This is a genomic window from Paenactinomyces guangxiensis, from assembly GCF_016055185.1.
Lineage (GTDB): Bacteria > Bacillota > Bacilli > Thermoactinomycetales > Thermoactinomycetaceae > Paenactinomyces > Paenactinomyces guangxiensis.
Genome location: NZ_JAECVR010000009.1, coordinates 1 through 16,072 on the forward strand (window position 1 = coordinate 1; position 16,072 = coordinate 16,072).

The 16,072-nt window shown below is 44.2% G+C and carries 16 protein-coding genes and 1 pseudogene; 9 read left to right on the plus strand and 8 right to left on the minus strand.

The genetic code is table 11. The features are described from left to right. The first annotated feature begins 282 nt into the window (after positions 1-282). The 4 genes from I8U27_RS09835 (at position 283) to I8U27_RS09850 (ending at position 1,464) form a co-directional block, all read left to right on the plus strand. Complete coding sequence (locus tag I8U27_RS09835) at positions 283-540, plus strand: hypothetical protein (RefSeq protein WP_181751890.1); 258 nt, start codon at positions 283-285, stop codon at positions 538-540. Between the two features lie 162 nt (positions 541-702). Next, positions 703-930: a hypothetical protein gene (locus tag I8U27_RS09840; protein WP_181751891.1), complete on the plus strand. Its 228-nt coding sequence runs from the start codon at positions 703-705 to the stop codon at positions 928-930. A gap of 43 nt (positions 931-973) precedes the next feature. After that, positions 974-1,201, plus strand: coding sequence for a hypothetical protein (locus I8U27_RS09845; RefSeq protein ID WP_181751892.1), 228 nt, complete (start codon positions 974-976; stop codon positions 1,199-1,201). A gap of 47 nt (positions 1,202-1,248) precedes the next feature. Further along, the gene (locus I8U27_RS09850) at positions 1,249-1,464 is read left to right on the plus strand and encodes a hypothetical protein (protein ID WP_181751893.1); all 216 of its coding nucleotides are present in this window, start codon (positions 1,249-1,251) and stop codon (positions 1,462-1,464) included. A 1,313-nt stretch (positions 1,465-2,777) separates the two neighbouring features. On the opposite strand, the gene I8U27_RS09855 is transcribed toward I8U27_RS09850, so the two are convergent. The 7 genes from I8U27_RS09855 to I8U27_RS09885 form a co-directional block, all read right to left on the minus strand. Beyond that, entirely contained in the window at positions 2,778-4,292 is a 1,515-nt protein-coding gene (locus I8U27_RS09855) for a cobyric acid synthase (RefSeq protein ID WP_181751894.1), read from the minus strand. Positions 4,293-4,358: 66 nt separating this feature from the next. Then, entirely contained in the window at positions 4,359-5,768 is a 1,410-nt protein-coding gene (locus I8U27_RS09860; protein WP_181751895.1) for a cobyrinate a,c-diamide synthase, read from the minus strand. A 186-nt stretch (positions 5,769-5,954) separates the two neighbouring features. After that, positions 5,955-6,776, minus strand: a complete 822-nt coding sequence (gene ehuA / locus I8U27_RS09865) for an ectoine/hydroxyectoine ABC transporter ATP-binding protein EhuA (RefSeq protein ID WP_220185946.1) — start codon at positions 6,774-6,776, stop codon at positions 5,955-5,957. 68 nt (positions 6,777-6,844) lie between these two features. Further along, complete coding sequence (ehuD, locus tag I8U27_RS09870; RefSeq protein ID WP_181751896.1) at positions 6,845-7,504, minus strand: ectoine/hydroxyectoine ABC transporter permease subunit EhuD; 660 nt, start codon at positions 7,502-7,504, stop codon at positions 6,845-6,847. Position 7,505: 1 nt separating this feature from the next. Continuing rightward, the gene (gene ehuC, locus I8U27_RS09875; protein WP_181751897.1) at positions 7,506-8,165 is read right to left on the minus strand and encodes an ectoine/hydroxyectoine ABC transporter permease subunit EhuC; all 660 of its coding nucleotides are present in this window, start codon (positions 8,163-8,165) and stop codon (positions 7,506-7,508) included. Positions 8,166-8,295: 130 nt separating this feature from the next. Continuing rightward, complete coding sequence (gene ehuB, locus I8U27_RS09880; RefSeq protein WP_232345352.1) at positions 8,296-9,177, minus strand: ectoine/hydroxyectoine ABC transporter substrate-binding protein EhuB; 882 nt, start codon at positions 9,175-9,177, stop codon at positions 8,296-8,298. 289 nt (positions 9,178-9,466) lie between these two features. Next, complete coding sequence (locus I8U27_RS09885) at positions 9,467-10,984, minus strand: coproporphyrinogen III oxidase (RefSeq protein WP_232345361.1); 1,518 nt, start codon at positions 10,982-10,984, stop codon at positions 9,467-9,469. A gap of 286 nt (positions 10,985-11,270) precedes the next feature. On the opposite strand from I8U27_RS09885, the pseudogene I8U27_RS21345 reads away from it, so the two are divergent. From I8U27_RS21345 to I8U27_RS09910, 5 genes and pseudogenes are all read left to right on the plus strand, one after another. Continuing rightward, a pseudogene (locus I8U27_RS21345) lies at positions 11,271-11,366 on the plus strand (DeoR family transcriptional regulator); the annotation flags it as partial. A gap of 13 nt (positions 11,367-11,379) precedes the next feature. Then, entirely contained in the window at positions 11,380-11,706 is a 327-nt protein-coding gene (locus I8U27_RS09895) for a PTS sugar transporter subunit IIA (RefSeq protein WP_232345353.1), read from the plus strand. 165 nt (positions 11,707-11,871) lie between these two features. After that, positions 11,872-12,828 (plus strand): mannose-6-phosphate isomerase, class I, encoded by a 957-nt coding sequence (gene manA, locus I8U27_RS09900; RefSeq protein ID WP_181751899.1) that lies wholly within the window; start codon positions 11,872-11,874, stop codon positions 12,826-12,828. 299 nt (positions 12,829-13,127) lie between these two features. Further along, entirely contained in the window at positions 13,128-14,075 is a 948-nt protein-coding gene (locus tag I8U27_RS09905) for a TolB family protein (RefSeq protein ID WP_181751900.1), read from the plus strand. A gap of 164 nt (positions 14,076-14,239) precedes the next feature. After that, on the plus strand, positions 14,240-14,602 hold the full coding sequence (locus I8U27_RS09910; RefSeq protein WP_181751901.1) for a DUF4383 domain-containing protein: 363 nt from the start codon (positions 14,240-14,242) through the stop codon (positions 14,600-14,602). Between the two features lie 102 nt (positions 14,603-14,704). On the opposite strand, the gene I8U27_RS09915 is transcribed toward I8U27_RS09910, so the two are convergent. Beyond that, on the minus strand, positions 14,705-15,817 hold the full coding sequence (locus I8U27_RS09915) for an MGDG synthase family glycosyltransferase (protein ID WP_181751902.1): 1,113 nt from the start codon (positions 15,815-15,817) through the stop codon (positions 14,705-14,707). Positions 15,818-16,072 lie beyond the last annotated feature (255 nt).

Here is a 16,072-nt window from a genome sequence, read left to right on the forward strand (position 1 = left end):
GAAAAGTCCACCCCCTATGAATGATGGATATTCACTTTTCAAAGAACGAGTTTTAACTGGAAATGGATTGTTTTTGAGGATTTAAACTTACTATACGAGAGGGATAAGTCCTGAAAGTTAGGAAACAATTTTTGATTGAAAGATTCATTGCCCCCTCTCTTCCTTTAAAACATATACCCTTCCATCTATCAGAAATTATGTTTGTTTAACCTATCACTTTTATCCACTCGTTTCAGTAATACAGACATATATTATTACAAGAATGAAAAGGGGGGGGTGCAAGTGCAAAGAAGTAACTGTAAACACAAACGGGGGAAAAGAAAAAACAAACAATTACAACTCATTATTAAACTACTAAGACAATTGATCAATAGACCGATCATCCCGAATATTACCGTGAATGCTAATCCAACTGCTCAAGCTGCACAAGATCATGCTCAAAATGCCGGTACAAACATGATCGATGAGGCTTCTGATTCTGATATCAAAATCGAAACAACTATCAGAGAAAAAGGGCCCGGTAATCAAAATGTATTATAAGTATTGCTTCTACTCTCCATATCTGGAGAGTTTTTTATTTTTACAAAAAAGATTACTTGATCCCAAACCTCTTAATAATCCTCGCTTGACCCGGATAAATTGTCCAATCTTTTAGAAAATCTTAATCATATACTGTTAGCAAATAGTAAGGAGGTGAAATATATGTTTAAAAAAAAGAAGCGCAAACGTTTTAAACGCGACAGATTCCGTTTTCCTAAAAAGGATTGCTGCCCGTTAGACGTAGAAGCGATTGCTAATCCTCTTGCACAAGCTACACAAGATAAATCCAATAACGCAGGCGCTAACTTAATTGATAACCCGGACGATTCAGACATCTGTATAGAAACTGTTATTACAGAACGTGGACGAGGAAGTCAGAAAGTGGTTTAAATTATCCACACTTCCTGCAACAAAATTATAAGGGAGGATAGAAATGAGTAAAAAACGCGGAAAACGATTTAAAGATCGCAAACGCAAACATTTTTTTGATCCAGATTGCTGTCCGGTCGAAGTAGAAGCAATTGCTGATCCTCTTGCACAAGCTACACAAGATAAATCCAATAACGCAGGTGCGAACTTAATTGATAATCCAGATGAATCAGACATCTGCATTGAAAGGATTGTTACAGAAAGAGGACCAGGAAGACAGAAAGTGGTTTAAATTTGTTCTTATTTTCCATTAGAAAGTAAAAGTGAGGTGTACAAATGTTGAACAAAGACAACCGCCGTGGTAGGGATCGGAAAAGAAGAAGAAGAGGGAAAATTGATTTAGAAGCCATTTCCACTCCTCGGGCACAAGCTACCCAAGATCAATCGAATAACGCGGCAATTAACTTAATCGACAATCCAAAAGATACGGATATCAAAATCTTCGAGAGAGTTTCAGAAAGTGGACGTGGGAGCCAAAAAGTGATTAACGATTAATTTACCATCCCTTTTTGAAAACGCGACAAACAGGTAGATGATTATTCCCGAAGTGCTTTTGAGAAAAGTTGTAAAGATGCGATAATTTTTAGCGGCATATAGAGCCCGGCTGATGCTGGTTTCTATATGCCCTTTTTTGTTGAAAAATGTCTTATTTGTTGGTATCGCCTACACCTTTTTGGCTTGAACGTAATATATTATATCAAGGTGATAGATTGATAGATTTTAAGAATGCAGTAGGGGCAACTATTTAATGCTTACCTCTTTAATAACCAACATACTTAAACAAGCCTATGCATACTTAGATTTAAAGATCTTGAAAGGAGGTGAATACAATGAGAAGGTTTAAAAAATTCCCGAAACGCGACAGACGCCGCAGACGCCTGAGACGTTGTAGACGAATCAGACGTGATCGTCGTCATGACTGTGATTGTTAGTTTGATCCCCCATTAAAAACACAATCCCATTAAAGCCAACATCTAGCAGGTCAAGCGGGTTACTTGCCCAATAAATAATGATCTTTCAAAGGTCTTGGCAGAGTGGACGGTTTTAACTTTCAAAATGGATACTATTAATAAATGATCTATTGGGTGAGTAACCCTATTAATTGCAATCAGGCAGAGGAATGATTACATATGTAGTAAGCAAGCGTCTGGTAAAATCCCTTTACATCCGCTTCCTTGCGAAATTCATACAATCCCTCCTTTCATTCCCCCCTATGTACTGTTATTAACCTTGGACAAAAAAATTCCCGTTTCATCCATTCGCCTTTAAAAAAATTAAAAAGCTGCTTCTCTGATGCAGAGAAACAGCTGACTAATACCAGAATCAAACTATTTTGATTACTGTCAATGACAGGTTAGTAATCTCGAAGATCTATATTTTTATTCAACGTCTGCATCTTACCCGAACGGTTCCGCGGGCAAATTCCCGTCTGATCCTTGATGGGAACCGTCCGCAAACAAATATAAATATCCGGCCACTTATGCAGCGAACGACAAGAATTTCATTTCTTCTAATCGTAAATCTTCGGGCAGGTCCTCTTCTTCCACACTCCACCCTTTCTTCCTGCCCCGGTCTCAGCAATATAACTCTTGGCCTTTGTAATGCTTCCACTATAGATTGCCCCCTCTCAAACCAAGTTACTATAATCTATTAAATAAAATGCTACTTTGAAACAGACAAATATACTAAAAATAAAAGTTAGATACTTGAGTGTTAGCAGCTTTCATCTGTTCCCGGGTTTGGAGAGGAGGCTGATTATGAATGACATAAAGATTGATGAGGTTTCACCTGCTATCCAATTTCCACAATTATTGATCTGCCGCTAACCCCGGCAATCCCAGCAGATCATTGATTCGTTTCATATCCAGGTGTTGCCGGATCCATCCCGCTAAAAAAATGTATACTTCTTCTCTTAATTCCTTCCGGCTCCTCAAATGTTCCATTCGCTCCGGCAATCCTTTTTTTCGGCGAAGGTGATTAAGCCAATGGTTTGTGAAAGATGGATTATCAAAGATTCCGTGAAGATAAGTTCCCCAGACATCCCCATGCTCGGAAACGGCACCGTCGAAACGCCCGTCAGCCAGACGAAGCAGTGGAAGTAAGGTTGGGTCCCGCTGTGTCCGACCCAGGTGAATTTCATATCCCTCGAGTCTGTCTGCTCCAGCCCAGTCAACAAGGGGATTGGCTTCGATTCGGACCGTTTTCTTTCCGGGCATAAAACGGGTTTGCATCTTTAAAAGCCCCAATCCGTCCTGCTCTTGTTGCGCCGACTCAACATGGTCAGGATCAAATAGTTTTCTGCCCAGCATCTGATAGCCGCCACAGATGCCCACAACGAAAGTGCCATTTTGTTTGAGGTGCAAAATTTCTTCTGCCATTCCCTTTTCCTTGAGCCAACTGAGATCGTCCATCGTATTTTTGGTTCCCGGGAGGATAATAACATCAGGCTGTCCCAGTTCACTGACCGATTTGACATAGCGGACAAGCAAATCATCCCGATTGAACAGAGGCAAAAAATCTGTAAAGTTAGAGATCCGGGGAAAGCGTATGATGGCAATATCTAATTGAACGTTTGTCTTGTTAACTTTTTTTAGTTGGAGATTTTCCAGTGACATCGAATCCTCCGGATCAACGCTGATCTCTATATAAGGAAGTACTCCTAACACGGGAAGTCCTGTCCGTTCTTCCAGCCACTCGATTCCCGGTTGAAGGAGCTCTTTACTGCCGCGAAATTTATTGATAATTAGTCCTTTCACTCTGGCCCTCTCTTCTGGTTCAAGAAGCTCCAGCGTGCCGACAATCGAGGCAAAAACACCGCCACGATCAATATCCGCCACTAACAACACAGGGGCTTCGGCCATATGAGCGATTCTCATATTGGCGATGTCACGATCTTTCAAATTGATCTCCGCCGGACTCCCTGCCCCCTCAATCACGAGAACCTGGTATGTTTGAGCCAGCCGGTCCAGTGACTGCTGAACCGGTTCTAATATTTTTTCCAGTACATTCCGCCTGTAAGAGCCGGCTTCCATATCTGCAAAATGCCTGCCGTGAACAATCACTTCTGCAATCATGTCACCTTTTGGTTTAAGTAGAATCGGATTCATATCTGTAGTCGCTTCAATTCCTGCCGCTTCAGCCTGAACTCCCTGAGCCCTTCCGATCTCCCCGCCATCTGGCGTCACATAGGAATTGAGAGACATATTTTGTGATTTAAAGGGAGCAACCCGATACCCTTCTTCCAAAAAATAACGGCACAGAGCCGTACATAATACGCTTTTTCCCACATCGGACGCCGTTCCTTGCAACATAATAGCCTTCATTTCCAAGCACCCTTTTCTCTTATGCGGCGATTTAAATTGCTTGGCATTCTCTTGCCCATTACCGTATCAGCCGAGAGCTGTTCTCTTCTTGTGTCTATATTCTCTGCAGGCCGTTAACCAACGGTGAACCATCGCCGGATTGGAGGCAAAATGCAGATGAGTATACCCTGCTAACAGATTTTCCTTCGCATAACCTTCCTGTTGTTTCCCCCATCGACTTGTCGTTTTATAAGCAGGGGAATAATCCGCCGTTTGCGGAGTCAATGTTGAATAATGAAATTCATGCCCGCGCGCCTTCTCTCCGTCCCGGAGCAACAGCTGGTCTGTCTCCGCTTTCACTTCCCGGTACCCAAGAGCAACCAGATGGTCTTTCATTTCAACGGTTGCGGGAATCACACCAACCATGTCGTGTACCCTTCCGGCGGTGTCCTTGATCGACCGGCTGAGGTACATGTATCCCCCACACTCAGCAAATGCAGGCAAACCTCCTGTGATCCGCCTGTAAAAAGATGTTTTCACCAGGTCGTTGCCAGCCAGTTCAACCACAAACTCTTCGGGAAAACCACCCCCAATATACAGACCGTCAGCCTCATCCGGAACAGGTTCTCCCCTGAGCGGGCTAAAAAACAGCAAATCGGCTCCAAACATCTCAAGAAGCTCCAAATTTTCCGGGTAGTAAAAGTTAAACGCCTCATCCTTTGCCACCGCGATAACCGGGCGATGCTGATTATCCGTCGCCAGAGGCTGAAATAGACGATCTGCCAACTCTTCCAGCCGTGGAGCATTTGTTGCAATCGCCAGGATTTGATCCAAATTGACTCCCCGTTCCGCTTCCTTTGCCAACCGCTCAAAGAGAGGGGTCATTTCACCCCGTTCAACAGCGGGAACCAAACCGAGATGTCGTTCCGGGATATTGATGGCGGTACTCTGCGGCAACCAGCCTAAAACAGGCAAGCCGCATTCCTGTTCAATGGCCGCCTGCACCATGCGGAAATGCGCTTCACCACCTGCCTGGTTGACAATCACTCCCGCAATCGGCACAGCCGGATTTAAAAGTTGATAGCCTTTAACCACTGCTGCGGCACTGCGAGCTAACCGATTGATGTTGACAACTAAAATGCACGGGCTTTGCAGCATGATCGCAATCTCAGCCGTACTGCCCTTATCACTGAGGGGGCCTTCTCCATCATATAATCCCATTACGCCCTCAATGACAGACAGCTCTGCTCCCTGACTTCCCCGTAAAAAAATTTCCCTCATACATTCAGGCGTGAGTATCCAGGTATCCAAATTCCGTGAAGGGCGCCCTGTCACAGCGGTATGATAGCTGGGATCAATATAATCCGGACCCGCTTTAAACCCTTGAACCACCAGGCCTCGCCTTTTAAAAGCAGCCATTAGGGCAAGAGTTAAAGTTGTTTTCCCCACACCGCTTTCTGTGCCAGCAATGACGATCCTCGGCCTTGACTGGCTCATGAAATCACCTCTTTTTCATTCCGATACAGCTTGTGGAAAACCTCTATGTATATATAAAAAACACCCCTTTAAGCAGATTGTACACAAAATCTTTTTTGTGTGTCTGCTTAAAGGGATGCTCATCAACTCCTCTTTGGCCGGCAACAACACCGAGTGACACGGAAAATGGTCTGCCGGTTCCCTCCATTAATAAAAACGGCTTAAAAACTGGCCTATGCGCGAGTCTTTCGGATGGTCACTGTTAAAAATCTTGTCCGGAGGACCTTCTTCAGCAATGCGCCCTTCCTCAAAAAATACGATGCGATCCGCCACATCACGGGCAAAATCCATTTCGTGTGTAATCAACATCATTGCCATCTGTCCTTCAGCGGCAATCTCTTTAATAACCGCAAGTACCTCGCCAACCAACTCCGGGTCCAGCGCAGATGTTACCTCATCAAACAGCATAACCTTGGGTTGCATGACCAGGGCGCGTGCCATCGCCACCCGCTGTTGCTGACCCCCGGATAATTGTGAAGGGTAAGCGTCGATCTTATCCAGTAATCCTACTTTATCAAGCATGGTTTTGGCCCGCTCCACCGCTTCCTCTTTGGACAGGCCCAACACCTTGATCGGTGCTTCTGTCACATTGCGCAATATGGTCATATGCGGGAATAGATTAAACTGTTGAAAAACCATGCCGATTTTTCCGCGCACTTTGTGCAAATGTTTTTCCTTGGCCGGCACCAGCTTATTCCCAACTTTTTTGTGCCAGAGCAGCTCACCGTCGACTTCAATCGTACCCGAGGACGGCTTTTCCAACGTCATCAACACCCGGGCAAACGTTGTTTTGCCTGAACCGCTCGGACCAATTACCGCAACTTTCTCCCCTGGTGCCAAGTCAAAATCAACTTCGCGCAATACCTGGGTATCACCAAACCATTTGCTTATTTTCCGGTAGCGGACAATGGGTTCTATTTGATCCGGTTCGGCTTGTGATCGATCCGATTTTGGTTTTATATTCACCATGCCGATCATCTCACTCCTCTTTTATGGATAAATTAGACAAACACTTTTCTTCCTATTTCCAGGCAATATTATTTTTGTTGGAGTTTCAAACTCATTTCCAGGCGGCGTACCAGGAGAGAGGAAACATAACTCATAATAAAGAAGAATACCCCGACAAGCGTAATCGGTTCTAAATAGCGGAACCATGTCGAACCAATGATTTGTGCTCTGCCCAGCAATTCGATCACCGTAATGACCGACAATACCGGGGTTTCTTTAAACATTGAAATTCCGTAGTTCCCCAGCACGGGAACAATCGGCCGGATCGCTTGCGGAAGAATCACACTCTTCCACATCTGCACTTTTGAAAAGTTAAGGGCAGTCGCTGCTTCCCATTGCCCACGGGGTACAGCCTCAATACCTGCACGGTATACCTCCGACATATAGGTACTGTAATGAAGCCCCAGACCCAGTACACCGGCAGTGAATGGTGAAAGCTTTAATCCAATGTCAGGTGCCACATAAAAAATGAAAAACAACTGAACCAGCAAGGGTGTGCTGCGTACAAACTCAATAAACCAGTAGCATATCATTGATAACAGTTTCACCTTTGACCGCCGGCCAAAAGTGAGCAACAGTCCGCCAGCCAATGAAATCACAAAGGCAACCAGTGTCGCACTAATCGTCACTTTCGCCGCATCAAGGAGTTGCGGTAAAATTTTTAAGGTAAAATCCCATGACCAACTCATATTATGACCTCCCCGTTGAAAGTCTGCGCTCAAACCATCGCACGCCTAACGTCAACGGATAGGCAATGACAAAATACAAGATAAGTAACAGACCGAATATTTCCGGGGTGTACTGATTCATATCTGTCCGTAAGGTTGTTGCGGCAAATGTCATATCAGAAATGGTAATCAGTGAAACTAAGGAAGTTCCTTTTAACAGCTCGATCAGCTGGTTGCCAAAAGACGGCAGCATGATCCGAAAAGCTTGCGGCAGGATGACGCTGCGCATCCGCTGTCCCGGGGTCATGTTTAGAGCAATCGCCGCTTCGGTCTGTCCCCTGGGGATCGACAAAATCGAGCTGCGGACAATTTCCGAACTATACGCCCCGTAGTTAAGCCCAAGAGCGAGAAGACCCGTTAAATCGGCCGGTAAAGAGATACCCAACTGTGGCAGGACAAAATAGAGCCAAAACAACTGAACCAATAATGACGTCCCGCGGAAAAATTCGACATAAATACCGGATAGAAATCGAACCACTTTAAATTTTGACAAACGCGCAAATCCTACTGCCAGAGCGATAACAAAAGCCAGTACAGCCGAATAGATCGTTAACTGGACTGTAACTCCAAGCCCTTCCAGCAATCTTGGCAATATCTTTTCATAGACACCGATTGAAACCACATCCTTCCCTGTTTCCACCAGACACTTGTTGACAGCCAGACATGTGAACCACCATTCACCTTGAAACAAATCAGAGGGACTGGAACCACCAATCCCTCTGATCGGGTATATGAATGGTTTGCATCACAAACTATTGTTGTTTACATAATTCTTCGGCAGTTTTGTCTCCTGGTAAGTTTTCTTCGTTAAATCCGAATGGTTGAATAGCCTCTAATAGAGCGCCCGACTTTTTCATTTTCGCAAGTTCTTGATTGAATGCATCACGAAACTTCTCATTATCTTTGCGGAAGGCTGCCGCCCCATATCCGCGTACACTTTTTCCGTCTATGACCGGCTCTTTAAAATCCTTCACTTCTTCGATATTTTTTGAACCGGTAGACTCGATCATCGCCCGCAGAGAAGGGCCTGTCATGGTAATCGTATCTACCCGGCCGGACGCAAGCGCCGAGATTGCGGAAGGCTGGTCCGGAACAATCACAATCTGATTATCCTTCACACCCAGCTTCTTCAAATAGCCAACCTCAACCGCCCCCTTCATCACCCCGACTTTCACCTTCGGATTGGCGGCGATATCTTCATAACTGTGAAGATTTTTCGGGTTTCCTTTTTTGACGGCGATTGCTTCGCCGATCGTATACTCCGGATTGGCAAACGCTACTTCTTTACAACGCTCCGGTGTAATATACATTCCGGCGGTAATAACATCGAAACGGCCCGATTTCAATCCCGGAATCAATGAGCCAAATTCGACCAGGACCGGTTCAATTTTGTTAATTCCCATATTTTCGAAAACGGTTCTGGCAACCTCAACGGCCTCTCCCGTCACCTTTCCTGATTCATCTTTATAAGCATACGGCTTCTCGTTAGCGAACCCGACTTTGACAACTCCTTCTTCCTTTGCACGCTTGAGGGTATCGTTCATACTTGAACCAAAATCAAGCCCGCCACAGGCCGTCAATGACACACTGAGTAACAACACGAAGACCATTTTAAATAAGTTTTTTCCAGACAACAATCTGTCCCCCTTCAATCTGTTTCATTTTAATTTGCATGAGCACTCGGGTTTTTATTGTAACATACATCACTGTTTACTTTCCAATTAGCTAGATTCATCAAAAATTTCGCTTCAGGGTTATAGTACAGGTAATTCCCGGAATATGAAACAGATTCTGCAGCAAAAATTTGGTAAGATTCTCTGTGATCAGTGAGAGAGCAGTACCAGAATATAATCCCTAAAAATAATCAGTCGCCGACCCATATGATGCCGGCGACTCCCAATCTTTATTTTTAGTTTTCCATTCCTAAATCTTACAAACTTCTGCCCCGTAAGCTTCATCCAACACTTTCAGCTTTCCGGTGAGATGACGGCGGTACGTGTTGATATAAGCTTGCGGTTCTTTCGGGTTAGGCCAGCGTTTAATGCGGCCCGTCATCGGAGAGATAATCTTGCTGACCGCACCGCACCCGAGGCCGATAATCGTCTGCCGCTCTTCCATAATAATAATATTGTACAGGCTTTCTTCGCCCGGGAAAGCGTAACCTACGTTTTCCTGATTGCCCAGGATATTTTTCTGGCGATACAAATAATACGGGACATATCCCATTTTTTTGGCCCACTCCCGGGCAAGGCGAACCATTTCTCCTGTCTCATCACGATCAGCAACAGTGTATTTCTGTTTGTTCTGTGTCATCACAGAGCCACGCTTAAAGGAAAGGGTGTGTACTGTCAGGGATTCAGGTCTCAGCTCCTCCATTACATCCAGTGATTGGCGGAAGGTATCAGGGCCCTCATTGGGCAAGCCGATAATAAGATCCATATTGATATTATTTAAACCCATCCGGCGGGCGAGCTTGTATTTTTCAAGTGTCTCTTTTACCGTGTGATGGCGGCCGATCAATTTTAATGTTTCTTCTTTGAAGCTTTGCGGGTTAATACTGATCCGGTCCACCTTCCAGCGCTTCAACAAATCCAATTTTTCTTCGTCCAGCGTATCCGGGCGGCCGGCTTCTACGGTTAGTTCACGAACTCGACCGTAGGAAGGAATTGAGTTTTTCATTTTCTTGAACAAAGAATCCATCTGATTTGCAGTAATTGAGGTGGGTGTTCCCCCTCCAAAGTAAATTGTCGTGACCGGCAGATTGCGTTCTTTCAGCCATTCTCCCACTGCTTCAATCTCTTCATGCAAACCAGCCAAAAACCCCTCTACAGATCCCGTCCGCCCCTGGATCGCATAGGCGGGGAATGTACAATATGCACATTTGGTGGGACAGAACGGGATACCGATATATAAGCTTACTTCTTTATTCAGTTCATACAGGTCGGGAATCACTGTTGTCTGGCGATGTATGATTTCCTTGAGAAGCTCGATTTTCTCGGGGTGGAGCTGATAGTCGCGGATGAGAATCTGTTCTGCTTCTTCCATCGGCTTTCCGTCCAATAATAAAGTGTGCAACAGCTTTGTAGGGCGGACCCCCGTCAAAATCCCCCAGGGTTGCCGGATACCCGTAGATTCTTGCAAAACTTGAAGCAAAGCATGGCTGACCGCTTGTTTTACCCGTTTGCGGTATTCTTTCCCCTGTTCATCCGATTTCACTGCCCGTTGATGCGAAGCATGCCATTGTTGCATCTTGTTTGGATCTGTCAGCGTAACAGAAACACCAATTGGGTTTCCTCCCTCAATGGTAAAGTGGAGACTGAAATCTCCTGTTCCCGACTCATCGGTCACTTTCACATCCTCAAAAAACAAAGCGGAAATAAGTTCTATATCGCGATAAAAAACGGGGTCAACCCCGGATACATATATGTTAATCATTATCATCCGTGTCAACTTAAAAGACACTTCCTCCTTTACAACATTCCATCTCTACACAGTCTAGCCCATGCCCCTGCGGAAATCAACGAAATTTCAAAGGGCCGCCGACGGGCAAGGAAAACCCGGTTGGCTTTTCATTGTTTTAATTGATTACCGCATATTGCGGAAACAACTCTAAAAAACTAAGATCACCATTCTTGTTATACTTTAAACCAGAAAGCGCTTTCTGCTTGAAAACCTAAGTGGTGATGTAAACTTGTTAGATGAACGGAAAGTACGTCTCCTGCAATTTTTGTTAAAAACAAATCAAATCACATCTGTGAATGATTTAGCAAAAATCCATGATGTTTCAGAAAAAACCATTCGCAATGATTTAAATGAAATCGCCAGCTGGCTTAAACATGCATTTAAGCTGCAATTGGTACGCCGTCCGGGTGTGGAGCACGGGAATCGGCTTCGGCATTGCCATTCCCCACGGGAAATCGGCAGGTGTTTCTTATCCCCGGGTCGCATTTGGCCGCAAGTTGGAAGGAATCGATTGGAACAGTATGGACGATGAAAAAGCTAAATTGATCTTTATGATTGCCGTACCGGAAGAACAGGCCGGCAATGAACACTTAAAGATTTTACAGGCTCTTTCACGAAAGTTAATTGATGACTCTTTTCGGGCGCAACTCCTGGATGCAAAAACAAAAGATGAAGTGATCTCATTGATGAACACGATGTAATTCAAGGGGCTTCGGTCCCTTTTTTACATATTGAGAATGCTGTCTTATCGTGAGAAAATGACCATAGAGGATGGCAGCCATGATACTGCACTGAAAATCCCTCAAATACACAAAAATAGATATGAATGAGACAAACAGCTTTCACTTTATAAGGAGCGACACATGATGTACCAAGAGCCGATTTTTCTGCAACCCGCCTTTAAAGAACGAATCTGGGGGGGCAATCAACTGCAAACCCGTTTCGGTTTTTCCATCCCGTCCCCACATACGGGTGAATGTTGGGGGATTTCGGCCCATCCCGAAGGACTCAGCCGGGTTAAAAACGGTCCTCTGCAGGGAAAAACACTGGACGAAGTATGGAAAAACCACCGGGAATTGTTTGCCAATCAACCGGGAGATGCATTCCCGCTGCTCATCAAAATTCTGGATGCGCAAAAAGACTTATCCGTCCAGGTTCATCCTGATGATAAAATGGCAATGAAATTAGAAGGTTATCCGTTTGGAAAAACGGAATGCTGGTATATTATCGATTGTGACGAGGGAGCAGAAATTATTCTCGGACACCACGCTTCCAGCAAAGAGGAACTTAAGCAAATGATCCGGGATGAACAATGGGATTTGCTTTTAAAAAAAGTTTCTGTCAAACCCGGTGATTTCTTCTATGTCACCAGTGGAACCATTCATGCCATTGGTAAAGGGATCATGATTTTGGAAACGCAACAAAGTTCGGACATCACCTATCGTGTCTATGATTATGACCGCACAGACGCGAATGGGAACAAACGCCCGTTACATGTTGAAAAGTCAATCGCCGTTACCAACGTCCCTGATCTGGAATCAACCATTCACCCTGCCGTCACAAAGACAAAAGGCCTTGCCATTAAACAGTTCGTTTCCGAAAAATACTTCACCGTACAGGAATGGAGCATCAACGGTGAAACAGATGAATTAAAAAGAAATAGTGGTGATTTTCTTTTGTGCAGTGTAATCGACGGAGGCGGGAAAATGGTCACGAAAGATCGTTCTGTTTCATTTACCAAAGGTGATTTCTTTATTCTGCCGGCCACTATTCCCTCATTCCGGGTACAGGGAAACTCCCGATGGATCGTATCTCATCCGTAGTTCATCCGCCAAAGCTCTTTACCGGACTTTTATACACCGGCAAAGAGCTTTTTTCTGTGAAAGTGTGTATCTAAGGGGGGAAGGCAGATTTCTGCTTCCCCAGCATAATTAAAACTTTCATCCCAGTGTATCGGCAAGTCATGAAGTTTTTCTGTAAATCTGCCTCAAGAAGGTGGAGAAATGATTTTTATTTATTTCCATCAAATTTCCTGCAAACAAAAATTGTTCGTAAATTTTTTAATAAGCTGCTCAAATTGAACCAAAAATCATTTATAATATTCTTGAAAGGAGGTACACAGATGAAAAAAGCAATGGGTTTGACCTGCTCTTTTATTTTAACTTCTACCCTCTTGCTGCCTAACCTGGCAAATGCAAGCGCTCCGAAACAAATTCTTTTCAGTGGCGGCTCTTTACATAAGCCCGGCATCTACAAAATGAATGAAGATACAACGGCTGTAACACGGATTACGGACGGGGTTTCTGTGGATGCATCACCTGATGGGAAAAAGCTGGCCTTCATTAAAAATGACAGCCTTTATATCTCCGACATCGATGGAAAACACCAGGTTCGTTTGACCAAAAGCCGGTTTCCCGTTTATGACTCCTCCCCCCGCTGGTCTCCGGACGGAAAGAAAATTGTTTTCAGCCGCAGCGATGGAAATATCTATAGCATTGATAAGAACGGAAAAAATTTAACCAATCTTACCAATACGGATGAAACAGTCATCAACTCCGAACCTGATTGGTCTCCCGACGGTTCCAAAATTGTTTTTCACTCAAACCGGAACGGCAATAGCCATATTTTTGTCATGAACGCCGACGGTTCCAGTGTCAAACAACTGACTGGGAATAAGCAGTCATCAGAGTATAGTGCTCACTTTTCACCCGATGGCAGAAAAATTTTATACGGGAGATCCATCAAGGCTGACTCCGATATCTATATCATGAACGCTGACGGAAAAAATCCCCGGAATTTAACCAAAGACATACAGGAAGCAGCGGCCAGCCCTCTCTGGTCCGATGATGGAAAGAAAATCGTTTTTACCCTCAATGAGCCTCGCATCACCGATCACGGTTATTTGCTGATCATGAATGCTGACGGTTCCGGCAAAGCGACCATCAAATTGCCAATTAACTTTGTAAACCCCTATGATTGGAACCAATTGGAGACAACACAATCGGCTTCCAAACAATCATCCGGAATCAAGGCGACGATTAACTATTTATCAGATTTTCTATTTGATTAAAAAACGCCCATCCCCCCTGATCCTTTCTCGTTTACAGGCATCAGGGGGTTTTTAGTTTTTATTTAAGAAAAACCGGCCTTCTCTTTGATAATTTTTGTTTATATTTTCCAAACGTTGTGATAATATGAGATCAGGAATTATTTTACATTAAAGGGGTGTTTATAATGGCCCAACCATTGATGAGGGTTCTTGGCGTCATATTTGTCTTGGCCGGCGTAATCGGTTATTTTGTTCCCCTTGAAGGATTTCTTCATCTGACGGCAACGCACAACATCATTCATCTTATAACGGGAATTATTTTTTTAGCTGTCAGCAACAGTGAGCACTACAGCATGTGGGTATCCAGAATTTTCGGTATTGTTTATCTCCTCGTAGCCATCCTGGGACTGTTTACAGATAATAATTTCGGATTAATGATGTCTACCCCGGCCACGGATATTATTCATTTCATCATTGGTGCACTGGCGGCTTATGCTGGATTTAAAAAGCCCGCTTCTTCTGCCGAGAAGCAGAACCAATCTGTTTAGCCCTTCCTTTCTTCCAGCCAAAATGAGGCTGGCTTTTTCTTTGTCTTTACACCCGATGCTGCTCTTTCTGTTCTTATGCAACATCGGGATCAGACAAAAAGTTTAGAGATGATTTATAATTACTTCCGCTCCATGAAAAGATGAATACGGCTTTCCAATTTTTAAAGCCTGTTCGCTCAGGCTGTGTAAAACATGTTTATTTTGCACAAAAGTGGTTAACTCGCGAGGGATAAAGCTTGGTTGATCCTGTCTGATTGCTACTTGTTGTTCAAGTAAAAACCGGCTGTTTCTTTCCTCTTGTCCAGGAATCGGTTGACAGATTAAGATTGGCAACCCCGTCGCCAATGCTTCTGAACTAGTCAACCCTCCTGCTTTGGATACCACAATATCGGCAGCCTTCATAATGGCCGCCATATCTTCAATAAACCCGAACAAACAAACTCGCACATCCTGATTATACTTGCAGCGCAGGCGTTCATATAAAGGGCGGTTTTTCCCGGTAACCACAATGAGCTGGATATCTGGCATTTTTTCACGAAATATATTTATACATTCTTCTACAGGCCCCATCCCCATTCCACCACCCATAATCAGAACGGTAAAGCGGTCAGGATCTAAGTTCAATTTTATCCGCAACAGATGCTTGGATCGTCCGGAAACAGAAAAAGCAGGATCAATGGGAATCCCGGTGCAAAAAATCTTGCCCTCAGGTATGTGGTATCTCCGGTTTATTTTTTCGATCAATGCTGAGTGGGCGACCAGATAAAAATCAACTTCCGGATGTACCCAAAATCCGTTGACATCAAAATCTGTAATCGCCACCCCTATACGAAATGGTCGGCGAGTTCTCTCTCTCACATAAGCTAAGGCACCAATACAAAAGGCATGTGTACAGACAATCACTTGCGGATTGATTCGTTCAACGAAATCTTTTAGCTTGTGTCCGATCATTTTCCCGACAGGGGTGGAAAATAATTGACTGAAATAGCTCTCTTTTGCGTAAGCCATTCCCCATAGCGCCGGCGCATATTTCAATGTATTGAGATACACTTTGCGCAAGAAAACTGCCAGCTGCTTGCTTACATAGGGGAGTCCGCAGGCCACTTCTACATGAAGATCAGGATTTATCATATTTAGCCCTTTCTTCAGTGATAAGGCCGCACCAAAATGACCAATCCCGCCAACGTTTTCCGTTAAGATTAATACTTTATCCATATTACGATTCCACCAAGTATCGTTTTAACATTGCCCTCCTTTTTGAAGAGGAGGGCATTCTGCATTTTGCTTTTAGCATCCCCATAAGAAGAAGATAAAAGCAAACTTTCTTCCTTTATTTAAGGTAAAAAGCAGGTTTTACAGTTAAAGCTGGCAGTAAGCCCACGGTTTTGAATCGTGGGATGAAAGAAAGCGTTGCTCGGCATCCCCCCTTTTGGGGATAATAAGATCAACCAATTTGGTGGATAATCAAAC